This window comes from Burkholderia cenocepacia (assembly GCF_900446215.1).
GTDB classification, from domain to species: Bacteria; Pseudomonadota; Gammaproteobacteria; order Burkholderiales; family Burkholderiaceae; genus Burkholderia; species Burkholderia cenocepacia.
Window position 1 is genome coordinate 701490 of record NZ_UAQZ01000012.1, and the last position, 26434, is coordinate 727923.

Sequence of the window (26434 nt, forward strand, 5' to 3'; positions counted from 1 at the left end):
CCGTTCAGTGAGAGGCGTCGGGCGGCGCGATACGCGCGAGGATCCGCAGATCGTCGCCGATCCGCTCGATACCGTGGAACGACAACCGGGTACGCGCATCGAGGCTGGCCGGCGCGGCGAGATCGAACATGCCGGCCGCGTCGGCGCCCAGCAGGCTCGGCGCCAGATATACCAGCAATTCGTCGACGCACCGCTCGCGCAGCAGCGAACCGTTCAGCTTGTGGCCGGCCTCGACGTGCAGCTCGTTGACGCCGCGCGCGCCGAGCGCCGCCAGCATCGCGGGCAGGTCGACCTTGCCGTGCGCATTCGCGAGCGGCACGATTTCCGCGCCGCGCGACTTCAGCACGTTCGCGCGTACCTCGCCTGCGGCGTCGAGCCGGCCGCAGAAGATCAGCAGCGGCGCGCCTTCGAGCAGCCGCGCGTCGAGCGGCAGGTCGAGGCGGCTGTCCACCAGGATGCGTTGCGGCTGACGCGGCGTGTCGATACCGCGCACGGTCAGCAGCGGATTGTCCTCGCGCACGGTGCCGATACCGGTGAGGATCGCGCACGCCCGGGCGCGCCACGCGTGGCCGTCGAGGCGCGCGGCCTCGCCGGTGATCCACTGGCTTTCGCCGGACGGCAGTGCGGTGCGGCCATCGAGCGACGCGGCGGTCTTCATCCGCACCCACGGGCGGCCACGCGTCATCCGCGACACGAAGCCGATGTTCAGTTCGCCGGCCTCATGCGCGAGCAGCCCGCAGCGCACGTCGATGCCGGCGTCGCGCAGCATTCCGAGGCCGCGCCCCGACACCTGCGGGTTCGGGTCTTCCATCGCCGCGACCACCTTCGCGACGCGCGCGTCGATCAGCGCGTTCGCGCACGGCGGCGTGCGGCCGAAATGGCTGCACGGTTCGAGCGTCACGTAGACGGTCGAGCCCGCGACGTCGTAGCCGCGCGAGCGCGCGTCCTTCAGCGCCTGGACTTCCGCGTGGTCCTGGCCGGCCGGCTGCGTGAAGCCTTCGCCGATCACGTCGCCGTCCTTGACGATCACGCAGCCGACGCGCGGATTCGGCGCGGTCGTGTACATGCCGCGCGCGGCGAGCGCGAGCGCGCGCTGCATGTGGGCGAAATCGGTATCCGAGAACATGCGCGCGGCCCCGGGTCAGGCGGCGAGGGCCGCGAACGCGCGGCGCGCGGCCGCGAGCGTCGCGTCGATTACCGCGTCGTCGTGCGTGCTCGACACGAAGCCGGCTTCGTACGCGGACGGCGCGAAGTACACGCCCTCGTCGAGCATCAGGTGGAAGAAGCGGTTGAAGCGCGCGATGTCGCTCTTCGTGACTTCCGCGAAGCTGGTCGGCACGCGCTCGGCGAAGTACAGGCCGAACATCGCGCCGATCGAGTCGGCCGCGAACGGCACGCCGGCCGCGCGCGCTTCCGCCGCGAGGCCGTCGGTGAGCCGCTTCGTCTGCGCGGTGAGCGCGTCGTAGAAGCCGGGCGCCTGGATCAGTTGCAGCGTCTTCAGGCCCGCGGCGACCGCGATCGGGTTGCCCGACAGCGTGCCGGCCTGGTAGACGCCGCCGAGCGGCGCGAGGTGGGCCATGATGTCGCGGCGGCCGCCGAACGCGGCGGCCGGCATCCCGCCGCCGATCACCTTGCCGAGGCAGGTGAGGTCGGCCGCGATGCCGTAGTACGCCTGCGCGCCGCCGAGCGCGACGCGGAATCCGCACATCACCTCGTCGAAGATCAGCACGGCGCCGTGCTTCGTGCACAGCGCGCGCAGTGCGTTCAGGAATTCGGGCGTGCCGCGCACGAGGTTCATGTTGCCGGCGACCGGCTCGACGATCACCGCGGCGATCTCGTCGCCGAACGCGCCGAAGGCTTCTTCCAGCGCGGCGACGTTGTTGTATTCGAGGACGGTCGTGTGCTTCGCGATGTCGGCGGGCACGCCGGCCGACGTCGGGTTGCCGAACGTCAGCAGGCCCGAGCCGGCCTTGACCAGCAGGCTGTCCGCGTGGCCGTGGTAGCAGCCTTCGAACTTGACGATGCGGCTGCGGCCCGTGAAGCCGCGCGCGAGACGCAGCGCGCTCATCGTCGCCTCGGTGCCGCTCGACACCATCCGCACCTGCTCGATCGACGGCACGAGCTTGCAGATTTCCTCCGCGATCTCGATCTCGGCTTCGGTCGGCGCGCCGAACGAGAAGCCGTCGGCGAGCACGTTCTGCACGGCCGACAGCACTTCCGGATGGACGTGGCCGACGATCATCGGGCCCCACGAGCCGATGTAGTCGATGTACTGCTTGCCGTCGGCGTCCCAGAAATACGGGCCTTGCGCGCGCGCGACGAAGCGCGGCGTGCCGCCGACCGAGCGGAAGGCGCGCACCGGCGAGTTGACGCCGCCGGGAATGGTCTTCTGGGCGCGTTCGAAGAGGATCTGATTGTTGGACATGGGCGAAACCTGCGAGAGAAGGGCGCGGAGGCCTGTGCACGGGCCGCGCGGCGCCTGGGCGGAACGATCGTCCGATTGTACCGGAGACACGCACGGCAGGCCCGCGGGCCGGTCTGCGGCCTTTCGGCGCGCGGGGGAATCGGCCGCACGAAAAAGGCGCGCGGGATTCGACCCGGTTTTCGGCTATCGCGGCGGCTTGCGCTTGCCGGTCAACTCGGCCCAGCGCTTTTCGAGCGGACCTTCGACCATCGGCTTGATCGACGTGCCGGACGTCTGTGCATCCCAGGTCTGTACCGAATACGGGTGAACGCGCAGCGCGTCGCGCGCGATCACGACGTCCTGGTGCGCATCGACCAGCCAGTCGTACACGAAGTCGATGCACAGCCGGTAGCCGCGCTTCGTCGACGGATCGGGCACCTCGTACGGCGCGCGCGTCACGTAGCCGGAGCCGAATACACCCTTGGGCTCCTTCGCGACGCGGTGCAGGAACACGCGGTCGCCCGGCAGGATGCCGCGCGCGAAGCCGCAACCCCACACGTCATGCACGGCCTCGCCGGCCTTCACGCGCGCGGCGACGTCGGGCAACTCGGGCCACGGCCATTTCTTGGGGCTCCAGATCAGCAGGAAAGCGGTCATCGGTTCGGTCGTACGTCGAATGGGTCAGACAAGAGAAACGAGCAGCAGCAAGCTTAATCGAATCCGCCCGCGCGTTCGTCCGGCAAACGGCAGGCGTGGGCGTCGCCGCGCCCGCCGCCGGACGCGGCCCGAGGCAGGCAAAAAAGTTGCGCGTACAATCATGGGCCTGAACGCGCCGCTTGCGGCGCGGCTTCCCGTCTTCACCGCCACGCGCGCCCCGATGCGCGCGGGCTCCCATTCCGGATACCCATGTCCCACGTCGTCCGGCGCCGGCCCGATGCCCGGCTGATCCTGTTGCTCGGCGCGCTCGCGGCCTGCGGGCCGATCGCCACCGACATGTACCTGCCGAGCCTGCCGTCGATCGCCGACAGCTTCTCCGTGAGCCCCGGCGCCGCGCAGCGCACGCTGACCAGCTTCATGGCGGGCTTCTCGATCGGCATGCTGCTGTACGGCCCGCTGTCCGACACGTGGGGCCGCCGTCCCGTGCTGCTCGGCGGGATCGCGCTGTTCACGCTCGCGAGCATCGGCTGCTTCGTGTCGGGTTCGATCGACATGCTGATCGTCGTGCGCTTTCTGCAGGCGCTCGGCGCCGGTGCCGCGTCGGTGCTCGCGCGGGCGATCGCGCGTGACGCGCACGAGCCGAGCGACGCGGCGAAGGTGTTGTCGATGGTCGCGATCGTCACCGCGGTCGGGCCGCTGCTCGCGCCGCTGATCGGCGGCCAGATCCTGCGCTTCTCCGGCTGGCGCGGCGTGTTCGTCGTGCTGGCCGTGTTCGGCGCGATCTGCGCGACGACCGCGTACTTGCGCGTGCCCGAAACCTGGCCGAAGGAGCGGCGCAAGAGCGCGGCCGTGCTCGCGTCGTTCGCGTCGTACGGGCGCATCCTGTCCGACCCCGTCGCATGGGGGCACATGCTGTGCGGCGGGATGGCGTTCGCGTCGATGTTCTCGTACATCACCGCGACGCCGTTCGTGTACATCGAGTATTTCCACGTGTCGCCGCAGCACTACGGGCTGCTGTTCGGCCTGAACGTCGTCGGGATCATGATCGGCAACTTCGCGAATACGCGCCTCGTCGGCCGCATCGGTTCGCTGCGCATCATCGCGGCCGCGTCGCTCGTGAGCTGCATCGCGTCGCTCGCGGTCGCGCTCGTCGCGCTGACGGGGTGGGGCGGGCTGTGGTCGATCGTCGTGTGCCTGTTCTTCGTCGTCGGCGTGGTCGGGATCCTGTCCGCGAACTGCACGACCGACCTGATGCACCGCTATCCGCACAACGCGGGCGCGTCGGCGGCCGTGTTCGGCGCGATGCAGCTCGCGCTCGGCGCGCTGGCGAGCGTCGCGATCGGCGCGCTCGCGGACGGCACGCCGTTCGCGATGGGCGTGACGATCGGCGTTTGCGGCGTGCTGTGCTTCGCCGGGCGCTATCTCGTGCTGCGCTGGCACGGCCGGCCGGTGAAAGCGGGCGCCTGAACCGCATCGCCCGGCGGGCCGCACGATGAAAAACGCCACCGCGCGCGATGTGAACTGAACCCCAAAAGTTGGACGCCAACTTTTGGGGTTTTTTCATGGCGAGATATACCGAGCAGTTCAAGCTATCGGTAGTGAAGCGGTGCATCGGGGGGGAAGCCATACGCGCGGTGGCGCGAACGCATGGCTTGAGTCACTCGACGGTTTCCCAGTGGTACGCCACATACCAGGCTCATGGTAAGGACGGCGTGCGTAGGAAGTACAACTCATACGATGTGGCGTTCAGGCTCAAAGTTGTTCAGCACATGCGCGAGCATGGCGTGTCGAGCAAGGAAGCGGCGGCGCGGTTCAATATTCGCAATCCGAGCGCGGTGCTCGAATGGGCTCGCCGCTATGATGATGGTGGTTTGACTGCCCTCGCGCCGAGGCCCAAAGGCCGCCGCCCAACCGCAATGCCAAAAACACCGCCTGCTCAGCCTCTGAACCCTACCGATGGCACGGATACCCGTACCCGCGAGGACCTGCTTCAGGAACTGAACTACCTGCGCATGGAGAACGCGTATCTAAAAAAGCTGAGGGCCTTGGTTCAGGCGCAGGCTGTACCGCGCAAAAAGCGCAAATAGTGCTTGAGCTAAGGCAACAATTCCCGCTGGCTGGCTTGCTCCGGGTGGCCGGACTGGCTCGCAGCACGTTTTATTACCAGTGCAAGGCGCTGGCCGCTCCCGATCGGCATGCGAGTGTGAAAGCGAAAATTCGAGCACTGTTCGAGCAGCACAAGGGGCGCTATGGCTATCGACGCATCACGCTGGCGCTGCGCCGTCTGGGGCAGATGATTAACCACAAGACGGTTGCACGCCTGATGCGCAAGATGCAGTTGAAGTCCTGCGTGCGGGTCAAGAAGTACCGTGCGTATAGGGGCAACACGTGCAAGACGGCCCCGCATCTGCTCCAGCGCCAGTTCCATGCCGCCCGTCCGAACGAGAAGTGGGTTACCGACATCACCGAGTTCAGCGTAGGTGGCCAAAAGCTGTATCTGTCACCAGTGCTGGATCTGTACAACGGGGAGATCATCGCGTACCAGACGCATACTCGGCCAGCCTTCCAGATGGTTACTGACATGTTGCGCAAGGCTTTGCGTCGCCTGCAACCCGACGAAAGACCCATGTTGCACTCTGATCAAGGCTGGCATTATCAAATGCCCGGCTGGCGGCTCATGCTCGAGCAACGCTCGTTGGCGCAAAGCATGTCGCGTAAAGGCAATTGCCTGGACAACGCTGCCATGGAAAGCTTCTTCGGCACGCTGAAATCCGAGTTCTTCTACTTGAACCACTTCAGCAGCATTGAACAGCTACGCATCGGCTTGAAGCGCTACATCCGGTACTACAATCACGAGCGCATCAAGCTCAAACTGAAAGGGCTGAGTCCTGTGCAATACAGGACTCAGCCTCATCCGGCCTAGCCGGTAACCGTCCAACTTCGTGGGTTCAGTTCAGATGCGCCGGTGGCGTTGTTCGTCGGGACGCGTGAAGCGGGCGGACGCCGCGCGATGCGTCAGTCCCGCGCGACGTCCTTCGCCGCCGGCGACGCGCCGTGGCTCAGCCAGTCGAGCACGTCTGCCGTTTCGTCGTCGCTGGCGCGCGCCTTCGCCTGGGCAACGGCCTCGGGCAGCTCGCCGTTCGTCGACGCGCGACGGATCGCGACGCCGACCGCGAGGATGTCGATCATCAGCAGATGCAGGATCCGCGAGATCATCGACAACTGCGACTCGCGCATCTCGATGTGGTCGGTCTCGAGCGCGACGGTCGCGCGCTTCGCGAGCGGCGTGTTGCTCGACGTGATCGCGATCACCTTCGCGCCGGCCTGCATCGCGACGTCGAGCACGCGCAGCAGCTCGGGCGCGCGGCCCGACTTCGACACCGCGACGATCACGTCGCCCTTGCCGAGCAGCGCGGCCGACGCGGCCTGCATGTACAGGTCGCCGTACGCGATCGTCGGAATCCCGAAGCGGAAGAACTTGTAGTGCGCGTCCTGCGCGACGATGTTCGAGTTGCCGAGCCCGTAGAACTCGATGCGGCGCGCGCCGTTCAGGATCTCGATCGCGTTCTCGACGTGCTCGAAATTCAGGTGCTCGCGCAGTTGCAGGATCGCGGACACCGTGTTGTCGAGCACCTTCGCGCCGAAGTCGGTGGCCGTGTCGCCGAGATGCACCTGGCTGTGGCTCATCGGGATCGTGCCGGTGAGCCCGGTGGCGAGCTTCAGCTTGAAGTCCGACAGCCCCTGGCAGCCGAGCGAGCGGCAGAAGCGGATCACGGTCGGCTGGCTCACGTCGGCCTTGCGCGCGATGTCGACGATCGGATCGTTGATGATCGAGCGCGGATGGTTCAGCGCGAGATCGGCCACGCGGCGCTCGGCCGGCGTCAGCGCGTCGCGCATCTGGCGGATCCGTTCGAACACGGCCGACGACGCACCGCCGGAGCGGTTCGACAACTGCTCCGCGAGAATCGCCGACACGCCGAGGAACGCCGGGTATTCGGCGGTGATCAGGTAGGTCGGGATGTTCTCGAGATAGTGCGTGAAGCGGCCCTTCGCCTCGAAGCGTGCGCGGAACGACGAGCGCGTGAACAGCTCGCCCAGCTTCAGCGCGACGCCGCCGCCGATGTACACGCCGCCGAGCGCGCCGAGCGTCAGCGCGACGCTGCCCGCGAACGCGCCGAGAATCCCGCAGAAGCATTCGACCGTCTCGAGCGCGAGCGCGTCGCCCGCATGCGCGCGCTCGACGATCTCGACCGTGTCGACGGTCGCGGCGACACGTTTCTTGTCGCGCGCGGCGAGCGCGCGATAGATGATCTCCATGCCGGGGCCCGCGCACACGCGTTCGAACGACACGTGCGGAAACTTCTTGCGCGCGTACTGCAGCACCAGATCCTCGCGCTCGTCCTGCGGCGCGAACGATGCGTGGCCGCCTTCGCTGCCGAGCGCGATCCAGCGGTCGTCGGCCGGAATCAGCCCCGACACGCCGAGCCCGGTGCCCGGCCCGAGCAGGCCGATCACGCTGTTCTGGCGGCGCGTGCCGCCGCCGATCTGCACGCGCTGCGCGTCGGTCAGGCCCGGCAGCGCCATCGCGAGCGCGGTGAAGTCGTTGACGACCAGCAGCGTGTCGAAGCCGAGCGCGCGGCGCGTCGCCTCGATCGAGAAGCTCCAGTCGTGGTTGGTCATCGTGACCTGGTCGCCGTCGACCGGATTGGCGATCGCGATCGCCGCGTGGTTCACGCGGCTGATCTTCACGTCCTTCAGGTATTTGCGGATCGCGTCGGTGAGCGTCGGATAGTCGGCGCCGGGATAGACGCGGATCTGCGTGATCTCGCCGGGGCCGGTTTCCAGCGCGAAGCGCGCGTTGGTGCCGCCGACGTCCGCGAGCAGGCGCGGGCCGTCGGCATGCTGACCCGCGACGACCGCCTTACTTTGCGCACCAGTAGACATCGAGCTGGGTCCCCTTGTCGTTGGCCAGTTGGGAAATCGCGTTCTTCTGCAGCGACGCGGCCGCGGCGTCGAGCACGTCGCGTTTGCGGGCGCCCGCGATCAGCAGGAACAGCCGGTCGACGCGCTTGAGCGTATCGAGCGAAAAGCTCACGCGGGCATGCGGCGCCGCGCCCGGATGCACGGCGACGAAGCGCTCGGGCGTCGTGATCGCGTGGTCCCATTCGGGTGCGTCGGCGAAGATCGACGCGGTGTGGCCGTCCTCGCCCATGCCGAGCACGGCGACGGTCGGCACGCGGTAGTCGGGGTTCGCGTTCAACGCGGCGACGTGCGCGTCGAGCGTGCTGCGCGTGTCGACGAGCGGCAGGAAGCGGGCAGGGGCCGCCGCGTGCTGCAGCAGCGTGTCGCGCACGAGTTGCGCATTGCTGGCCGCGTCGTCGTCCGGCACCCAGCGGTCGTCGACCAGCGTGACGTCGACGCCGGCCCAGTCGAGCGCCGCATGCGACAGCGTGTGCAGGAACGGGCGCGGGCTGGTGCCGCCGGACACCGCGAGCGTCGGGCGCGCGGGGCCGGCGAGCGCCTCGCGCAGCGCGTCGCCGACGGCGCGCGCGAGCGCTTCGCTTTGCGCTTCCTGGGTGTCGAAAGCGTGGATCTCGATCACATCTCCTCCGGACTGCTTTGTCTGTTCAAATCGTACGAATCGTGGGGCAACGGTCTGCATCAGTTTTCTTCTTCGAGCCAGCAGGTGTCGTGCTGCGCGAGCATCGCGCTCGACGCGGCCGGCCCCCACGTGCCCGCCGCGTAGGGCTTCGGCGGCTTCAGCGTGCGCGCCCATTCGTTCAGGATCGGCTCGACCCACTGCCATGCGGCCTCCTGTTCGTCGCGCCGCACGAACAGGGCGAGCCGGCCGTTGATCACGTCGAGCAGCAGGCGCTGGTACGCCTCCATCTGCCCTTCCTTGAAGAACTGGTCGAACGCGAGGTCGAGGTGCACGCTCGCGAGGTTCATCCCTTCGCCCGGCTGCTTCGCGAGGCAGTACAGGCGGATCGTTTCGTTCGGCTGCAGCCGGATCACGAGACGGTTCGAACCGGGGCGCAGCGCGGTCGGGCCGAGCGCCGAATGCGGCACCGGGCGGAAGTTGACGACGATCTCCGCGACGCGGTCGGCCAGACGCTTGCCGGTGCGCAGGAAGAACGGCACGCCGGCCCAGCGCCAGTTCTCGATCTCGACCTTCAGCGCGACGAAGGTTTCGGTCTGGCTGTCGGGCTTCACGCCCGGCTCGGTCGCGTAGGCCGGCACCTGCGCGCCCTTGATCACGCCCGCATGATACTGGCCGCGCACCGCGACCTTGCCGATGTCGCGCGGATCGACCGGCTTCAGCGCGCGCAGCACGCGCAGCTTCTCGTCACGCACCGAGTCGGAATCCATCGAGTGCGGCGGCTCCATCGCGACGATCGACAGCAGCTGCAGCAGGTGGTTCTGCACCATGTCGCGCAGCGCGCCCGTATTGTCGTAGAAATCGCCGCGCGCCTCGACGCCGAGCTCTTCCGCGATCGTGATCTGGATGCTCTCGACCCATTCGCGGCGCCACAGTGGCTCGAACAGCGCGTTGCCGAAGCGCAGCGCGAGCAGGTTCTGTACCGGCTCCTTGCCGAGGTAGTGGTCGATCCGGTAGATCTGGCCTTCCGCGAAGATCTCGCCGACCGCGTCGTTGATCGCGTTCGACGACTTCAGGTCGTAGCCGAGCGGTTTCTCGAGCACGATGCGCGAGCCTTCGTTCAGGCCGACCGACGCGAGCGCCTTGCAGATCGGCACGAACAGCGACGGGCCGGTCGCGAGATAGAACACGCGGATGCCGGGCAGCGATGCGATCGCGTCGCGCAGCACGACGTAGTCCTCCGCACGGCCGAGATCGAGCTTCACGTATTCGATGCGCTCGAGAAACGACTTCCATGCCGCGTCGTCGAACGCGTTGCCGGCCGCCTTCGCCGCATGCGGCTTCACGTGCGTATCGACCCATTCGAGATAGCCTGCCCGATCCGATTCGTGCCGCGCGACGGCCACGATCCGGCCGCCGTCCGCCAGCATGTTCGCGCGGTGCGCTTCGAACAGCGCGGGCAGGATCTTGCGCATCGACAAATCGCCGGTGCCGCCGAAAAGTACGAAGGTAAAGCTGGAATCGGTATGCATGTGTCTCCGCCGTGTTGGGGGTGCTGGGAAGCGATCCGTAGTGCGATAAAAATATTTTTGACACTGAATTGTAGTTTAACTACAATCCGCCGCAAGGGGTAGCACCTGGGTGAAGAAAAAAAGAAGTGCGGTCGATGAACTGCGCGAGCTTCGCCTTCGGGAACGCCTTGTGCCGAATGGTATCGGACATTGACGGAGCGCATCATCGCGCGCCGTCGCCCCCGGGCTCGCGCCGCGGCATCGCGGTGGGCCAGAAACACAAAGAGGAGACACGCCGTTGAATCTCGATTCACGCTTTCTGTAAGAGCCCGGCCGGTCATCGGCCCCGTACGCTGCATGCGTCCCGCGGCTCGATTTCCCCGTCGTTTATCAAGAAGCCGGTTCCCCGTCGGGGAACCTCACGAGTTGATTCAGTCTGGAGGAGATAAGTAATGAAAGTTCGCTCGATCATGGGCGCGCTCTGCGCCGCGGGTCTGATGGCTGGCGCCGTGGCGGCGCAGGCAGCCGAGAACGTAACCGTGCTGCACTGGTGGACCTCGGGCGGCGAGTCGAAGGCCGTCGGCGTGCTGAAGGACGACCTGCAGAAGCAGGGCTACGTGTGGAAGGACTTCGCGGTCGCGGGCGGCGCTGGCGCCGCGGCGATGACCGCGCTGAAGACCAAGGTGATCAGCGGCGATTCCCCGTCGGCCGCGCAGATCAAGGGCCCGCTGATCCAGGACTGGGCTGACCAGGGCGTGCTCGTCAACATCGATTCGGCCGCCGGCGACTGGAAGCAGAACCTGCCGCCGGAAATCGACAAGATCATCAAGTACAAGGGCCATACGGTCGCCGCGCCGTTCTCGGTGCACCGCGTCAACTGGCTGTACATCAACAAGGCCGCGCTCGACAAGGTCGGCGCGAAGGTGCCGACCACCTGGCCCGAATTCTTCGCGGTGGCCGACAAGCTGAAGGCCGCGGGCATCCAGCCGGTCGCGATGGGCGGCCAGCCGTGGCAGGACCTGACGCTGTGGGAAGACGTCGTGCTGTCGCAGGGCCCGGCGTTCTACAAGAAGGCGCTGGTCGACCTCGACCAGGCGACGCTGACGTCGCCGCAGATGCTGTCGGTGTTCGACACGGTGCGCAAGATCCAGGGCTACTTCGACACCGGCCGTAACGGCCGCGACTGGAACCTCGCGACCGCGATGGTCATCAACGGCAAGGCCGGCATGCAGTTCATGGGCGACTGGGCGAAGGGCGAATTCGAAAACGCCGGCAAGAAGGCGGGCAAGGACTACGTCTGCGCGCCGGTGCCGGGCACCGCGAATTCGTACACGTTCAACGTCGATTCGTTCGTGTTCTTCCAGCAGAAGGGCGAGAAGAACGCGACGCCGGGCCAGCTCGCGCTCGCGAAGACGATCATGACGCCGGACTTCCAGGAGCAGTTCAGCCTGCTGAAGGGCTCGGTGCCGGTGCGTCTCGGCGTGAAGATGGACAAGTTCGACGACTGCGCGAAGAAGTCGTATGCCGACGAGCAGACCGCGATCAAGTCGGGCGGCTTCGTGCCGTCGCTCGCGCACGGCATGGCGCAAGGCGACGCGACCGCCGGCGCGATCACCGACGTCGTGACGAAGTTCATGAACTCGCAGCAGGATTCGAAGAGCGCGGTCGCCGCGCTCGCGAAGGCCGCGAAGGTCAAGTAACGCGCGCCAGGCGCCCGGCCGGACACGCTTCATCGGCCGGGCGTTTTTGCATGTGCAGCAAACGGGCTCGCCCGCGGGTCCGTGCCGTACCCGGCGCCGGCCCGGCCTGCGCCGCCCTCGTTCCAGGAGTCGAATCAAGTGGCTGCCCCTCTTAGCGGAAACGGATCCGGCGCTGCCGCCGCACGGCGTACGTCGCCGATGTCGGCCTTCGCCGATCGCTGGATCCCGAAGCTCGTGCTCGCGCCGAGCGTCGCGATCGCCGTGGTGTTCATCTACGGCTTCATCCTGATTACCGGCTATCTGTCGCTGACCCGCTCGCGGCTGTTGCCCAACTACGAATTCGACGGCTTCGGCCGTTACACGGACCTGTTCCAGAACGACGTGTGGTGGACCTCCGCCGCGAACCTCGGCTGGTTCGGGATTCCGTTCATCGCGATCTGCGTCGGGCTCGGGCTGTTCCTCGCGATCCTGCTCGACCAGCGGATCCGCAACGAAGGCGCGCTGCGCGCGATCTTCCTGTACCCGATGGCGCTGTCGTTCATCGTCACCGGCACCGCGTGGCAGTGGATCCTGAACCCGGGCCTCGGCCTCGAGAAGGTGATGCACGACTGGGGCTGGACGAGCTTCTCGTTCGGCTGGCTCGACGATCCGGACAAGGCGATCTTCTGCGTGGTGATCGCGGCCGTGTGGCAGTCGACCGGCTTCGTGATGGCGCTGTTCCTCGCGGGGCTGCGCGGCGTCGACGGCGAGATCTTCAAGGCCGCGCAGGTCGACGGCGCGACGCTGCCCACCATCTACCGCAAGATCGTGATCCCGAGCATGCGCCCGGTGTTCTTCTCGGTGCTGCTGATCCTTTGCCACATCACGATCAAGACCTTCGACCTCGTCGTCGCGCTGACTGCGGGCGGCCCGGGCACGTCGTCGTCGCTGCCGGCCATGTTCATGTACACGTTTTCGTTCAACCGCGGCCAGCTCGGGCTCGGCGCGGCGTCCTCGGTGATGATGCTCGCGACCGTGGTCGCGGTGCTGGTGCCGCTGATGTATATGGAATCGAGGAGCACCCGCAATGCAGCCTAAGATGACGATCAGCCGGGCAGTGATCTATGCGGCACTGATCCTGTTCGCGCTGTATTTCCTGTTCCCGATCTACGTGATGCTGTCGACGTCGTTCAAGGACCTCGACCAGCTGCGCACCGGCAACCTGCTGACGCCGCCCACCACGTGGACCGTCGAGCCGTGGGTGAAGGCCTGGAGCGGCGCCTGTACCGGCGTGCGCTGCGACGGGATGAAGCCGTTCTTCCTGAACTCGCTGCAGATGGTGATCCCGGCCGTGCTGATCTCGTCGCTGATCGGCGCGTTCAACGGCTACGTGCTCACGCACTGGCGCTTTCGCGGCGCGGACGCGCTGTTCACGATGATGCTGGTCGGCTGCTTCATTCCGTTCCAGGTGATCCTGCTGCCGATGGCGCGCCTGCAGGGGATGCTCGGCCTCGCCAACACGATTCCGGGCCTCGTGTTCGTGCACGTCGTGTACGGGATCGCGTTCACGACGATGTTCTTCCGCAACTTCTACGTGAGCGTGCCGGCCGAACTCGTGAAGGCCGCGCGCATCGACGGCGCGGGCTTCTTCACGATCTTCACGAAGATCCTGTTGCCGGTGTCGCTGCCGATCTTCATGGTGTGCCTGATCTGGCAATTCACGCAGATCTGGAACGACTTCCTGTTCGGGATCGTGTTCTCCGGCGTCGATTCGATGCCGATCACGGTCGCGCTGAACAACCTCGTCAACACGTCGACGGGCGTGAAGGAATACAACGTCGACATGGCCGGCGCGATCATCGCCGCGCTGCCGACGCTGCTCGTCTACATCGTCGCCGGCCGCTACTTCGTGCGCGGGCTGACGGCAGGCGCGGTGAAGGGGTAAGCGCGGCTTCATCCGATACGACGAACCGGCCGCGCAGGACGCGCGGCGCATCGAAACGAACCCGACGCGGCGCCCGAGCGCGCCGCGCGAGACGAGACAGAGGATTCACAGCATGGCAAGCCTTTCCATCCGTGACGTGTACAAGACCTACCCGAACGGGGTGCCGGTCCTGAAGGGTGTCGACATCGAGATCGAGGACGGACAGTTCCTGATCCTGGTCGGCGGCTCGGGCTGCGGGAAATCGACGCTGCTCAACATGATCGCCGGGCTCGAGACCGTCACGAGCGGCGAGATCTGCATCGACGGCAAGGTCGTCAACGACCTGTCGCCGAAGGATCGCGACATCGCGATGGTGTTCCAGTCGTACGCGCTGTATCCGTCGATGACGGTGCGCGAGAACATTTCGTTCGGGCTGAACATCCGCAAGGTGTCGAAGAGCGAGCAGCAGCAGATCGTCGACCGCGTGTCGGCGATGCTGCAGATCCAGCACCTGCTCGACCGCAAGCCGGGCCAGCTGTCGGGCGGCCAGCGGCAGCGCGTCGCGATGGGCCGCGCGCTCGCGCGCGATCCGTCGCTGTTCCTGTTCGACGAACCGCTGTCGAACCTCGACGCGAAGCTGCGCATCGAGATGCGCGCGGAAATCAAGCTGCTGCACCAGCGTCTCGGCACGACGATCGTCTACGTGACGCACGACCAGATCGAGGCGATGACGCTCGGCGACCGGATCGCGGTGATGAAGGACGGCGTGGTCCAGCAGTTCGGCGCGCCGCAGGAGATCTACGATTCGCCGTCGAACCTGTTCGTCGCGGGCTTCATCGGCGCGCCGCCGATGAACTTCATCAACGGCAAGCTGGTCGAGCAGGGCGGCGGAATCGCGCTCGAGATCGACACGGGCCTCGCGCGCAGCGCGCTGATCCTGCCGTTCGACGCGGCGAAGCTGAAGTCGCACGTCGGCCGCGAGGTGATCCTGGGCCTGCGTCCGGAACGCATCACCGACGCACGCAACGCGCACAACGGCGAGGCGTCGAACCTGCAGCCGATCGACGTGCGCGTCGACGTGACCGAGCCGACCGGGCCGGACACGCACGTGTTCGCGCAGGTGAACGGCAAGCGCATCGTGAGCCGCGTGCATCCGGCCGCGAATCCGCAGCCGGGGCAGACGCAGTCGCTGCTGTTCGACGTGTCGAAGGCCGTGCTGTTCGATCCGGCATCGGAAGAGCGGATCGCGTGACGGGCGCTTGCGTTGAACGAAACAGAAAGGGGCCGTATCGAACGGCCCCTTTTTTCGTTTCGGCGCTGCGGCTGACGCGTCCGCGGACGCGTCGGTCAATGCGGCAACCGCACGTCGAACTTGAACGTCGCGAGCCGCGCGACGAGGATGAAGCCGGTCGCGAGCAGCACGCTGTACACCGAGTCGAACTGCAGCCACACGAGCAGCAGGTAGAACCAGCAACCGACGAACGCGCAGGTCGCGTACGGCCGCGAATCGCGCAGGATCAGCGGAATGTCGTTGCACAGCACGTCGCGGACGATCCCGCCGACCACACCGGTAATCACGCCCATCATCACCGCGATGAAGCGCGGCATCTCGGCGTCGAGCGCGATCGCCGTGCCCGAGATGCTGAAGATGCCGAGCCCGATCGCATCGGCGATCAGCAGCAGCCGTTCGGCCGACAGCCGCGACAGCATGCGCAGCACGAACGGCGCGAACAGCGCGAGCACGAAGATCGCGATCACGTAGTCGTCGTGCACGACCCAGTAGAACGGCCGGCGCTCGAGCAGGATGTCGCGCAGCGTGCCGCCGCCGAACGCGGTCGCGAGCGCGACGACGAACGTGCCGACCGAATCGAGACGGTTCTTGCGCGCCTCGATGAACCCCGAAATCGCGAAGGCCAGCGTGGCGATCGCCTCCAGTACCGCGATCGCGAGCGTCAGCCTAGGATGCGGCACGCGGCCCCCGGTCGGCCGGCGCCGCGTGCGGCTGCAGCAGCACGAGCACCGCGCCCGCGCCGCCGTCGTGGCCGCGCGCCTCGCAGAATGCGATTACTTCTTCCTTCTGCACGAGCCATGCGCGCACCTTGCCCTTCAGCACGGGTTCCTTGCCGATCGAGCCGAGCCCCTTGCCATGGATCACGCGCAGGCAGCGCAGCCCTTTCTTGCCGGCTTCGCGGATGAATTCGGCGAGCGCATCGCGCGCCTCGTCGCGCCGCATCCCGTGCAGATCGATCTGCGCCTGCACGATCCACGCACCGCTTCTCAGCTTGCGCACGACGTCGCGGCTGATGCCGGGGCGGTGGTAATACAGCGAGTCGTCGCTGTCGAGCAGTGTCTCGGGATCGAATTCGTCGGACAGCGTCGCGTTCAGCACGGCTTCCTCGTCGCGCTGCGTCTGTTTCGGCACCGGGTCGGGCGGCATGCGGCCGGACGACGCGCGCGGCGGCGCGTTCAGCGGCCGGATCGCGCCGATTTCGTTGCGGAACAGGTTCGCGTCGGCTTCCGCCTTGCGCTCGGCCTGCGCGGCTTCGATGCGCGCGCGTTCGCGACGATCGGCTTCGCCTTGCAGCGACTTGCGCAACGCGCCGAGGCCCGCGAGGCCCTGGCCGCGCAACGCGGCCGCATCGAGGGCGGGCGGCGGGGCCTCGGGCGCCGGGGTCACGGGACGGGCAGCGATCTTCCGCTTCGCGGGATCGCTCGGATGGGGCTGGTTCTTCGCCATGATTCGATAACAGGGCAGGCGCGTTTGGGCGCGCGGGCACAAAAAAGCCGCTGCGCGGCGGCAGCGGCTTTCCGGTCGAGCCCGCTTCGCGGCAGCGGACGCCATTGTAGCGCCCGCCGCGAAAAGGCTTCCGGCTTACTTCTTGTCGTGCAGGCTTTCGAGGTAGCGCTGCGCGTCGAGCGCGGCCATGCAACCCGTGCCCGCGCTGGTGATCGCCTGGCGGTACACGTTGTCCTGCACGTCGCCCGCGGCGAACACGCCCGGCACGCTCGTCGACGTCGCATTGCCCTGCAGGCCGCTCTTCGTCAGGATGTAGCCGTCCTTCATCTCCAGCTGGCCCTGGAACAGGTCGGTGTTCGGCTTGTGGCCGATCGCGACGAACACGCCCTGCACCTGCAGGTCTTCCGTCGCGCCGGTCTTCACGTTCTTGATGCGCAGGCCCGTGACGCCCGACTCCTCGCCCGTCACCTCGTCGAGCACGTGATCCCACTTGATGTCGACGACGCCTTCCTTTTGCTTCTCCAGCAGGCGGTCGATCAGGATCGGCTCCGCGCGGAACTTGTCGCGGCGGTGGATCACGGTGACCTTCTTCGCGATGCCGGTGAGGTAAAGCGCTTCCTCGACGGCCGTATTGCCGCCGCCGATCACCGCGACTTCCTGGTTGCGATAGAAGAAGCCGTCGCAGGTCGCGCAGGCCGACACGCCCTTGCCCATGAACGCTTCCTCGGACGGCAGGCCGAGATACTGGGCGGACGCGCCGGTCGCGATGATCAGCGAATCGCACGTGTACTCGCCCGAGTCGCCGATCAGGCGGATCGGCTTTTCGTGCAGTTTCGCGGTGTGGATGTGGTCGAAGACGATTTCGGTGTTGAAGCGCTCGGCGTGCTCCTGGAAGCGCGCCATCAACTCCGGACCCTGCACGCCTTTCGCGTCGGCCGGCCAGTTTTCGACGTCGGTCGTGGTCATCAGCTGGCCGCCCTGCGCGATGCCGGTGATCAGCACCGGGGACAGGTTGGCGCGTGCCGCGTAGACGGCAGCCGTGTAGCCGGCGGGGCCGGAACCGAGAATCAGGACTTTGGCGTGTTTGGGCGTGGACATGTGCGAATCCGTAAAAGGCGGCCGCGGCGGGCGGGGTGGGGCTCGCCGTACGATCCGGGATTGACCGGGATGCCGTCGTAGATGGGTATCAGACGCGCATTATAAAGGCCCCGTTGCTGCGCTGCCGAACGAGAGTTTCAATCGTGCCGATAGCGTTTCGCGGCGCCTCGCCCACACGGGGCCGCGGGCCGGACGGCAGGCGGCCGGGGTGGCGGCGCGTTGCCGCACGCGCGGACATCCGGCCGGCTTGCGGCCGTCGGCGGCGCCGGTTCGGCGCTCCGTCCCCGTGATGTAACCGTCATTTACACTTGGCGGCGCGGTGCAGCGTTTACAATAAGCGCGATCGAACGACAGGCGGGCGCACGGCCCGTCCTCTTTATACGGATTCATGGCAAAAGCTCCTTATTCCGCCCAGGCACAGGCGTTGCCGCACCGGATGTCGAAGCTCCTCACGGAGATCCGCTGGATTCTCCAGGTCGCGCTCTGCGCCTTTCTTGTGATGGCCCTGCTGAGCTACAGCCGGCGCGATCCGAGCTGGACGCACGCCGCCCAGGTCGATCACATCTCGAACTGGGCCGGCCGCGTCGGCGCGTGGACGGCCGACATCATCCTGCTGCTGTTCGGCCTGTCGGCCTACTGGCTGATCGTGCCGCTCGGGCGGCGCATCGCCGTCAACTACCGCCGCATCACGCGCCACGAGGCGATTCCCGACGAACCGGAGCGGCCGATCGGCTGGCTCACCGAAATCTTTGCGTTCGTGCTGGTCGTGCTCGCGTGCGACGGCATCGAGGCGCTGCGCATGTGGTCGCTGAAGGTGCAGTTGCCGCGTGCACCGGGCGGCGTCGTCGGCGAAGCCGTCGCGGGCGCGATGTCGCATGCGTTCGGCTTCACGGGCGGCACGCTGTTGTTGCTGATCGCGCTCGCGATCGGCCTGTCGCTGTATTTCCGCTTCTCGTGGCTGTCGGTCGCCGAGCGCGTCGGCGGTGCGATCCTGTCCGCCGTCAACGTCGCGAAGCTGCGCCGCGAGGCCGAGCGCGACCGCAAGCTCGGCGAGGCCGCGGCGGTGCGCCGCGAAGGCAAGGTCGAAGAGGAGCGCGTGCGCATCGAGGACCACGAGCCGGTGACGATCGTGCCGCCGGTCGTCACGCCGGCGAAGTCCGAGCGCGTCGAGCGCGAGCGCCAGGTGCCGCTGTTTACCGACCTGCCGGGCGATTCGACGCTGCCGCCGGTGTCGCTGCTCGACCCCGCGCCGAAGACGCAGGAAGCGATTTCCGCCGATACGCTCGAATTCACGTCGCGCCTGATTGAGAAGAAGCTGAAGGACTTCGGCGTCGAGGCGAGCGTCGTCGCCGCGTATCCGGGCCCGGTCGTCACGCGCTACGAGATCGAGCCGGCCACCGGCGTGAAGGGCAGCCAGATCGTCAACCTCGCGAAGGATCTCGCGCGTTCGCTGTCGCTCGTGTCGATCCGCGTCGTCGAGACGATTCCCGGCAAGAACTACATGGCGCTCGAGCTGCCGAACCAGCGCCGCCAGACGGTGCACCTGTCCGAGATCATCGGCTCCGAGGTGTATGCGGCCGCGTCGTCGGCGCTGACGCTGAGCCTCGGCAAGGACATCGGCGGCAAGCCGGTGTGCGCGGATCTCGCGAAGATGCCGCACCTGCTGGTGGCCGGTACGACCGGCTCGGGCAAGTCGGTCGGGATCAACGCGATGATCCTGTCGCTGCTGTACAAGGCCACCGCCGAACAGGTGCGCCTGATCCTGATCGATCCGAAGATGCTCGAAATGAGCGTCTACGAAGGCATTCCGCACCTGCTGTGCCCGGTCGTCACCGACATGCGCCAGGCCGGCCATGCGCTGAACTGGACCGTCGCGGAGATGGAGCGCCGCTACAAGCTGATGAGCAAGCTCGGCGTGCGCAACCTCGCGGGCTACAACAACAAGATCGACGACGCGGCGAAGCGCGAGGAGAAGATCCCGAACCCGTTCAGCCTGACGCCGGAAGATCCCGAGCCGCTCGGCCGCCTGCCGAACATCGTCGTCGTGATCGACGAGCTGGCCGACCTGATGATGGTCGTCGGCAAGAAAGTCGAGGAACTGATCGCGCGGATCGCGCAGAAGGCACGTGCGGCCGGCATCCACCTGATCCTCGCGACCCAGCGTCCGTCGGTCGACGTGATTACCGGCCTGATCAAGGCGAACGTGCCGACGCGGATCGCGTTCCAGGTGTCGTCGAAGATCGACTCGCGCACGATTCTCGACCAGATGGGCGCCGAATCGCTGCTCGGGATGGGCGACATGCTGTACCTGCCGCCGGGCACCGGGCTGCCGGTGCGCGTGCATGGCGCGTTCGTCGCCGACGACGAAGTGCATCGCGTCGTCGAGAAGCTCAAGGAGCAGGGCGAGCCGAACTACGTCGAGGGCCTGCTCGAAGGCGGCACCGCCGACGGCGACGAGGGCTCGGCCGGCGCGGGAACCGGCGAAGGCGGCGGCGAGTCTGATCCGCTATACGACCAGGCGGTCGAGATCGTCATCAAGAACCGCCGCGCGTCGATCTCGCTCGTGCAGCGTCACCTGCGGATCGGCTACAACCGCGCGGCGCGGCTGCTCGAGCAGATGGAGCAGTCGGGGCTCGTGTCGGCGATGTCGTCGAGCGGCAACCGCGAAATTCTTGTGCCGGCGCGCGACGCGGAATGAGTCCGCGGCGCCCGCAGCGCCGGCCACCCAGGGAGAAAACCGCAATATGCAGCAACTTTCGTTCGTCCCTTTCCTTCGTTCGACGCGGCGCTGGCTCGGCGCGGCGCTCGCCGGCGCATCGCTGATGCTCGCGGCGACGCACGCGTTCGCGGGCGGCACCGAGCAACTGAAGGCCTTCGTGTCGCAGGTGCGTTCGGCGAAGGGCGATTTCACGCAGCAGATCGTCAAGGCGCCGGCCAAGGGCGCGAGCGCCGCACAGGCCGCACCGAAGCCCACCGACAATTCGAGCGGCACGTTCGTGTTCGCGCGTCCGGGCAAGTTCATCTGGACGTACCAGAAGCCGTACCAGCAGGTGCTGCAGGCCGACGGCGACAAGCTCTACGTGTACGACCGCGACCTGAACCAGGTCACCGAGCGCAAGCTGAACGGCGCGCTGGGCGCGAGCCCCGCCGCGATCCTGTTCGGCAGCAACGATCTCGACAAGAACTACACGCTGCGCGATGCCGGCGAGAAGGGCGGCATCGAGTGGCTCGAGATGCTGCCGAAGGCGCAGGACACGCAGTTCCAGCGGATCGGTATCGGCTTCCGCAACGGCACGCTCGCCGCGATGGAGCTGCACGACGTGTTCGGCAACGTCACGCTGCTGACCTTCACGAACATCCAGACGAACCCGGCGCTGAAGGGCGATACGTTCAAGTTCGTCGTGCCGAAGGGCGCGGACGTGATCAACGGCTGACCGGCGCCGCGCGCCGTTCTCCTGCAACGGGCCTGCCGGCGACGGCAGGCCCGTGTCGTTTCCGGGCGCGGGTAACAGGCGTGGGCACCCCCGGGCCCGGCGGCGCGCTCGCGCGGCTGTCATAATGTCGGGTCCGGCGGCCGGTTCGGCCGCTATCGTTTGATGTGGAGCGAGGGTTCATGTCCGACCTGTTTCAAGTCGAGCCGCGCCGCCCGCTCGCCGAGGCGCTGCGGCCCAAAACGCTCGCCGAGGTGATCGGCCAGACGCATTTGCTGGGCGAAGGCAAGCCGCTGCGGCTCGCGTTCGAATCGGGCAAGCCGCATTCGATGATCCTGTGGGGGCCGCCCGGCGTCGGCAAGACGACGCTCGCGCGGCTCACCGCGCTCGCGTTCGACTGCGAGTTCATCGCGCTGTCCGCGGTGCTCGGCGGCGTGAAGGACATCCGCGAGTCGATGGAGCAGGCGAAGGACACGCTGAACCGCACCGGTCGCCACACGATCCTGTTCGTCGACGAGATCCACCGGTTCAACAAGGGGCAGCAGGACGCGCTGCTGCCGTTCGTCGAGTCGGGTCTCGTCACCTTCATCGGCGCGACGACCGAAAACCCGAGTTTCGAAGTCAATTCGGCGTTGCTGTCGCGCGCGCAGGTGTACGTGCTGAAATCGTTGAACGATGACGAGATGCGTCAGTTGCTCAAGCGCGCGCAGGAAATCGCGCTCGACGGCCTCGCGTTCGACGACAAGGCGATCGACACGCTGGTCGGCTACGCGGACGGCGACGCGCGCCGCTTCCTGAACCTGCTCGAACAGGCGCAGACGGCGGCGACGTCGGCCGGGGTCGCGACGATCGATGCCGATTTCGTCAGCAGCGCGATGACGCTGAACGCGCGGCGCTTCGACAAGGGCGGCGACAACTTCTACGACCAGATTTCGGCGCTGCACAAGTCGGTCCGCGGCTCGAGCCCGGACGGCGCGCTGTACTGGTTCTGCCGGATGATCGACGGCGGCGCGGATCCGAAGTATCTCGCGCGGCGCATCGTGCGGATGGCGTGGGAAGACATCGGGCTGGCCGACCCGCGCGCGTTGCAGGTGGCGAACGACGCGGCCGAGACCTACGAACGGCTCGGCTCGCCGGAAGGCGAACTTGCGCTCGGGCAGGCCGTGATCTATCTCGCGTGCGCGGCGAAGAGCAACGCCGGCTACAACGCGTTCAACCAGGCGATGGCGTTCGTGAAGCAGGACAAGTCGCGCGAGGTGCCCGTGCACCTGCGCAATGCGCCGACCAAGCTGATGAAGGAACTCGGCTACGGCCACGCGTATCGTTACGCGCACGACGAGCCGAACGCGTACGCGGCCGGCGAGACGTACCTGCCGGACGGGATGCGCGAGCCGCGCTGGTATCAGCCGGTGCCGCGCGGGCTCGAATCGAAGATCGCCGAGAAGCTCGCCTGGCTGCGCGAGCTCGATCGCGAAGCCGGCAAGAAGGACTGACGGGGCCGCGCGGCCCGGTTCGGCCTGCGCCTCGCGGACGCGTCAGCGCTTGCGGCCCGGCTGCTGCTTCCAGTATTCGAACGGTTCTTCGTGGCATTCGATGTCGAGTTCGGCGATCCGCGCGTGCAGGCGCTCCTGCGCGTCGGCGATCGCGAGGTTGTAGATCGCCGGCGCGATTTCCTGGACGAAGAAATGCAGCAGCGCGCCGGCCTGGATGTTGCCGATCGGCTCGTCCATGTTTTCTGTGAAATAACGTTGCAGCGACGCGATCGCACGGTCGCGTACATCCTTGTCGAGTTCGATGGTCATCGGATTCCCTGGCGTGCTGTGATACGGAGCCGGCGCGCCGCCTGAATCGGTTGGCGCCAGCCGGCGCGGGCGGTTTGCGATCCGCCATGGCGCGTCGCGCGGCAATTCGCCGGCCGCCGACGCGCAGACCGGCAATGCGATACTGCCATGCTCGCCCCATTTGCGGCATTGTCCGTCCGGACGGTGCCGTGGCGGCCGCGCGGTGCGTTAGAATTCCCGTCTTACACAACGATTTTCCAAGTCCTCCCATGCTCGACATCCAGTTGCTGCGCAAAGACCTCGACGGCGTCGCCAAGCGCCTCGCCGATCGCGGCTACACCCTCGACGTCGCCGCGTTCTCCGCACTCGAAGCGGAACGCCGCGCGATCCAGACCCACACCGAAGAGCTCCAGGCGCGCCGCAACAGCCTGTCGAAGCAGATCGGCGCGATGAAGGGGAAGGGCGAGGACACGTCGGCCGTGATGGCCGAAGTCAGCGGGATCGGCGACGACATGAAGGCGTCGGAAGCCAAGCTCGGCGAGATCCAGGCGCGCCTGTCCGACCTGATGCTGGGCATGCCGAACGTCGCGCACGAAAGCGTGCCGGTCGGCAAGGACGAGGCCGACAACGTCGAGGTGCGCCGCTGGGGCACGCCGCGCCAGTTCGACTTCGAGGTGAAGGATCACGTCGACGTCGGCACGCCGCTCGGCCTCGATTTCGAGACGGGCGCGAAGCTCGCCGGTGCGCGCTTCACGATGCTGCGCGGCCCGATCGCGCGCCTGCACCGCGCCCTCGCGCAGTTCATGATCGACACGCACACGCAGCAGCACGGCTATACCGAAACGTACACGCCGTACATCGTGAACCCGGAGATCCTGTACGGCACGGGCCAGTTGCCGAAGTTCGCGGACGACATGTTCCGCGTCGAGAAGGGCGGCGCGGAAAACACGGTCACGCAATACCTGATCTCCACGTCCGAGATTTCGCTGACGAACACCGTGCGCGAGTCGATCGTCGACGGCGCCGCGCTGCCGATCAAGCTCACCGCGCATTCTCCGTGCTTCCGCTCGGAAGCCGGTTCGTACGGCCGCGACACGCGCGGGATGATCCGTCAGCACCAGTTCGACAAGGTCGAGATGGTGCAGGTCGTCGCGCCGGAAACGTCGTACGCGGCGCTCGACGAGATGGTCGGCCACGCGGAAGCGATCCTGCAGAAGCTCGGCCTGCCGTACCGCGTGATCACGCTGTGCACGGGCGACATGGGCTTCTCGGCCGCGAAGACGTTCGACCTCGAGGTGTGGCTGCCCGCGCAGAACACCTATCGCGAGATCTCGAGCTGCTCGAACACCGAGGCGTTCCAGGCGCGCCGGATGCAGGCGCGCTTCCGCAACGCGCAGGGCAAGCCGGAGCTCGTGCATACGCTGAACGGTTCGGGTCTGGCGGTCGGCCGCACGCTCGTCGCGGTGCTGGAGAATTACCAGAACGCGGACGGCTCGGTCACGGTGCCGGAAGTACTGCGTCCGTACATGGGCGGCATGGAGCGGATCGACGCGCCGGCACAGACGTCGTAACGCGGGTCTTTCGAAGCCCTCGCAAAAAAATTTGCAGAAAGGGCTTGTCAGCCGCGAAGTGATCGTCTTATAATCTTTTTCTCGCGGAAACGACCAGCCGCGAAATGCAGTAAGGAAGGAGAGGTGGCAGAGTGGTCGAATGTACCTGACTCGAAATCAGGCGTACGGTTTCCCCGTACCGTGGGTTCGAATCCCACCCTCTCCGCCAAAATACGAAGCCCCTTGATCCGGCAGGATCAAGGGGTTTTTCGTTTTGGGCCGGCGGCGCGCCCGGATCGGGTCGCATCTTCGATGCAGCCCGGCTGCATGATGAACACCATCGCCCCGTGACGAACCGGTCGTCGGAAGTCCTGACAGTCGTTGCATGGCTGCCGCACCGCGCACGCGTGCAAAACCGGCAGCCGGTGCGCCCACCAGTTTCTACGCAGCCCTCACAGAACCATCACGCCGCCGCCGGATACTGCGCCAGCACCCTGTCGCGGATCGACGGCTTGATGTTCGACTGCGCCATGTCCCCGCGATAGTGGGCGACGACGCGCGGGTTCATCACGCGATACCAGAGCGGCGGCACGTACGCGAACAGGATCATCGTCGCGTAGCCGGCCGGCAATTGCGGCGCATCGTCGAAGTGGCGCAGCGCCTGGTACGAGCGCGTCGGATTCGCGTGATGGTCGGCGTGTCGCTGCAACTGGTACAGGAACAGGTTCGTGACGACGTGATTGCTGTTCCACGAATGCTGCGGCGTGCAGCGTTCGTAGCGGCCGCTCGGCAGCTTGCGACGGCCCAGCCCGTAGTGCTCGACGTAGTTCACGACTTCGAGCAGCGACGCGCCGTAGACGGCCTGGATCACGAGGAACGGAATCACGACCTTGCCGGCCATCGCGATCGCGATGCCCCACACGACGGCGGTCATCGCCCACGCGTGCAGCACTTCGTTGCGCCAGGTCCACGGCGACTGCCCGAGCCGTTCGAGGCGCGCCTTTTCGAGCCGCCACGCCGAGCGGATGCTGCCGGTCACCGTGCGCGGCAGGAACGCCCAGAACGACTCGCCGTAGCGCGCGCTCGCCGGATCCTCGGCCGTCGCGACGCGCACGTGATGGCCGCGGTTGTGCTCGACGTAGAAGTGGCCGTACGCGACCGGCGCGAGCGTGATCTTCGCGAGCCAGCGTTCGAAGCGGTCGGTCTTGTGCCCGAGTTCGTGCGCGGTATTGATCGAGATCCCGGTCGCGGCGCCGAGCGACAGCGCGAAGCCGACATAGTCGTACCACGCGAGCGCATGCGTGCCGACGATCCACACGCACATGAAGAACGCGACGTATTCGACGAAGGTCGCGAGATAGACGATGTACCGGTAATAGCGCTCGCGTTCGAGATGCGGCACGACGGCCTCGGGCGGATTGTCGCGATCGTCGCCGATCAGCGTGTCGAGGATCGGGATCACGCCGAACGCGAACAGCGGGCCGAACCACCAGAACACATGCAGGCCCGTCGACAGCGCGAGCTGTGCAGCGAGGATCGGCAGCGTGATCGTCAGCGCGCCGAGCAGCCACAGGTAACGCTTGCCATCCGACCAGCCCGAAGCCGATTCGTCGGTCATTGCCATTGTCTCCCTCCAGTCGGCCGGCCCGCGGGCGGCCGCATGCAAGATTGTTCGAATCCTCGTGGTCCGCGACGTGCGCGGCGGCCTCCGGATCGTCGCCCGGTTCTGCCTGTTATACGACCGGTGCGCGCGCTTGCCAAACGCCGGCGCTAGGCGCGGCGCTCCAAACGGCGGGGTGCGCGCACCGCGCGCCGGGAAGGGCCGACACGCGCCGATTGAAACATGCAGGCGAGGGCGGATCGACCCGCACGGAGCGTCGCGTTCGTCGGATGAATGGCCCGGCGCGCGGCGAACGCATGCCGGGTGATGGGGCTGCAACAAATGTTGCGTCGCAATAAAGACGGTGACGAAGGATTGGCACAGCGTGTTTTTCGTTTGGTTATATTACGCAGCATTACGGCCGCCGCGCGGCCATTCAGCGCGACTTGAAACCGGGTGGCCA

At 66.9% G+C, this 26434-nt stretch carries 21 protein-coding genes and 1 tRNA gene; 11 read left to right on the forward strand and 11 right to left on the reverse strand.

From position 1 onward, the window contains the following. Positions 1-4: 4 nt before the first annotated feature. The 3 genes from ribD to DTA15_RS20710 all read right to left on the reverse strand — a co-directional run bounded on the left by ribD (position 5) and on the right by DTA15_RS20710 (position 3061). Positions 5-1126 carry a bifunctional diaminohydroxyphosphoribosylaminopyrimidine deaminase/5-amino-6-(5-phosphoribosylamino)uracil reductase RibD gene (gene ribD / locus DTA15_RS20700; RefSeq protein ID WP_006484247.1) on the reverse strand — a complete coding sequence of 374 codons (1122 nt, stop codon included), beginning with the start codon at positions 1124-1126 and terminating at the stop codon, positions 5-7. 15 nt (positions 1127-1141) lie between these two features. After that, positions 1142-2425, reverse strand: a complete 1284-nt coding sequence (gene hemL / locus DTA15_RS20705; protein WP_006484243.1) for a glutamate-1-semialdehyde 2,1-aminomutase — start codon at positions 2423-2425, stop codon at positions 1142-1144. Between the two features lie 183 nt (positions 2426-2608). Next, on the reverse strand, positions 2609-3061 hold the full coding sequence (locus DTA15_RS20710; RefSeq protein WP_006484248.1) for a hypothetical protein: 453 nt from the start codon (positions 3059-3061) through the stop codon (positions 2609-2611). A gap of 249 nt (positions 3062-3310) precedes the next feature. Here DTA15_RS20710 and DTA15_RS20720 point away from each other — a divergent pair, with 249 nt between their 5' ends. Further along, positions 3311-4528 carry a Bcr/CflA family multidrug efflux MFS transporter gene (locus tag DTA15_RS20720; protein WP_006484253.1) on the forward strand — a complete coding sequence of 406 codons (1218 nt, stop codon included), beginning with the start codon at positions 3311-3313 and terminating at the stop codon, positions 4526-4528. Between the two features lie 95 nt (positions 4529-4623). After that, positions 4624-5984, forward strand: a protein-coding gene (locus DTA15_RS20725; RefSeq protein ID WP_085964362.1) for an IS3-like element ISBcen9 family transposase whose coding sequence is annotated in 2 segments (ribosomal slippage) — positions 4624-5089 and positions 5089-5984 — 1362 coding nt in all. Because the reading frame shifts where the segments join, the coding sequence is not laid out codon by codon here. 92 nt (positions 5985-6076) lie between these two features. Here DTA15_RS20725 and DTA15_RS20730 read toward each other — a convergent pair. From DTA15_RS20730 to zwf, 3 genes are read right to left on the reverse strand one after another with little or no spacing between them, the layout of a single operon-like run. After that, positions 6077-8005: a bifunctional transcriptional regulator/glucokinase gene (locus tag DTA15_RS20730; RefSeq protein WP_006484254.1), complete on the reverse strand. Its 1929-nt coding sequence runs from the start codon at positions 8003-8005 to the stop codon at positions 6077-6079. Further along, positions 7983-8663, reverse strand: a complete 681-nt coding sequence (gene pgl / locus DTA15_RS20735) for a 6-phosphogluconolactonase (RefSeq protein WP_006494162.1) — start codon at positions 8661-8663, stop codon at positions 7983-7985. The genes DTA15_RS20730 and pgl overlap by 23 nt, the downstream gene beginning before the upstream one ends. 59 nt (positions 8664-8722) lie before the next feature. Beyond that, entirely contained in the window at positions 8723-10192 is a 1470-nt protein-coding gene (zwf, locus tag DTA15_RS20740) for a glucose-6-phosphate dehydrogenase (protein ID WP_006491174.1), read from the reverse strand. Positions 10193-10623: 431 nt separating this feature from the next. Between zwf and DTA15_RS20745 the strand changes: the two genes are divergently transcribed. From DTA15_RS20745 to DTA15_RS20760, 4 genes are all read left to right on the forward strand, one after another. After that, positions 10624-11871 carry an ABC transporter substrate-binding protein gene (locus DTA15_RS20745; protein WP_006491170.1) on the forward strand — a complete coding sequence of 416 codons (1248 nt, stop codon included), beginning with the start codon at positions 10624-10626 and terminating at the stop codon, positions 11869-11871. A gap of 138 nt (positions 11872-12009) precedes the next feature. Further along, positions 12010-12948 (forward strand): carbohydrate ABC transporter permease, encoded by a 939-nt coding sequence (locus DTA15_RS20750; RefSeq protein WP_011544827.1) that lies wholly within the window; start codon positions 12010-12012, stop codon positions 12946-12948. Next, a complete protein-coding gene (locus tag DTA15_RS20755; protein WP_006496594.1) occupies positions 12938-13795 on the forward strand; it encodes a carbohydrate ABC transporter permease in 858 nt (285 codons plus the stop codon). Before DTA15_RS20750 ends, DTA15_RS20755 begins: the two co-directional genes overlap by 11 nt. 112 nt (positions 13796-13907) lie before the next feature. Beyond that, positions 13908-15026 (forward strand): ABC transporter ATP-binding protein, encoded by a 1119-nt coding sequence (locus tag DTA15_RS20760; protein ID WP_006491167.1) that lies wholly within the window; start codon positions 13908-13910, stop codon positions 15024-15026. Between the two features lie 95 nt (positions 15027-15121). Here DTA15_RS20760 and DTA15_RS20765 read toward each other — a convergent pair whose 3' ends face one another. From DTA15_RS20765 to trxB, 3 genes are all read right to left on the reverse strand, one after another. After that, positions 15122-15745, reverse strand: a complete 624-nt coding sequence (locus DTA15_RS20765) for a trimeric intracellular cation channel family protein (RefSeq protein ID WP_006491172.1) — start codon at positions 15743-15745, stop codon at positions 15122-15124. Continuing rightward, positions 15732-16511, reverse strand: coding sequence for a Smr/MutS family protein (locus DTA15_RS20770; RefSeq protein ID WP_006491169.1), 780 nt, complete (start codon positions 16509-16511; stop codon positions 15732-15734). Before DTA15_RS20770 ends, DTA15_RS20765 begins: the two co-directional genes overlap by 14 nt. Positions 16512-16646: 135 nt before the next feature. Then, the gene (gene trxB, locus DTA15_RS20775) at positions 16647-17609 is read right to left on the reverse strand and encodes a thioredoxin-disulfide reductase (protein ID WP_006491171.1); all 963 of its coding nucleotides are present in this window, start codon (positions 17607-17609) and stop codon (positions 16647-16649) included. 388 nt (positions 17610-17997) lie between these two features. Between trxB and DTA15_RS20780 the strand changes: the two genes are divergently transcribed. The 3 genes from DTA15_RS20780 (at position 17998) to DTA15_RS20790 (ending at position 22533) form a co-directional block, all read left to right on the forward strand. After that, entirely contained in the window at positions 17998-20307 is a 2310-nt protein-coding gene (locus tag DTA15_RS20780) for a DNA translocase FtsK (protein WP_006486612.1), read from the forward strand. 46 nt (positions 20308-20353) lie between these two features. Continuing rightward, positions 20354-21043 carry an outer membrane lipoprotein chaperone LolA gene (lolA, locus tag DTA15_RS20785; RefSeq protein WP_006486626.1) on the forward strand — a complete coding sequence of 230 codons (690 nt, stop codon included), beginning with the start codon at positions 20354-20356 and terminating at the stop codon, positions 21041-21043. A 179-nt stretch (positions 21044-21222) separates the two neighbouring features. Beyond that, positions 21223-22533 (forward strand): replication-associated recombination protein A, encoded by a 1311-nt coding sequence (locus DTA15_RS20790; RefSeq protein ID WP_006486630.1) that lies wholly within the window; start codon positions 21223-21225, stop codon positions 22531-22533. 42 nt (positions 22534-22575) lie between these two features. Here DTA15_RS20790 and DTA15_RS20795 read toward each other — a convergent pair whose 3' ends face one another. Then, on the reverse strand, positions 22576-22842 hold the full coding sequence (locus DTA15_RS20795; RefSeq protein ID WP_006486638.1) for a DUF2164 domain-containing protein: 267 nt from the start codon (positions 22840-22842) through the stop codon (positions 22576-22578). Positions 22843-23090: 248 nt separating this feature from the next. Here DTA15_RS20795 and serS point away from each other — a divergent pair, with 248 nt between their 5' ends. Together serS and DTA15_RS20805 are read left to right on the forward strand one after the other, a co-directional pair. Then, positions 23091-24392: a serine--tRNA ligase gene (gene serS / locus DTA15_RS20800; RefSeq protein WP_006486625.1), complete on the forward strand. Its 1302-nt coding sequence runs from the start codon at positions 23091-23093 to the stop codon at positions 24390-24392. A gap of 117 nt (positions 24393-24509) precedes the next feature. Then, positions 24510-24600: transfer RNA gene (locus DTA15_RS20805), tRNA-Ser, on the forward strand. Between the two features lie 234 nt (positions 24601-24834). Here the strand turns inward: DTA15_RS20805 and DTA15_RS20810 are convergent. After that, entirely contained in the window at positions 24835-25995 is a 1161-nt protein-coding gene (locus DTA15_RS20810; protein WP_006496590.1) for an alkane 1-monooxygenase, read from the reverse strand. Positions 25996-26434: the final 439 nt, after the last annotated feature.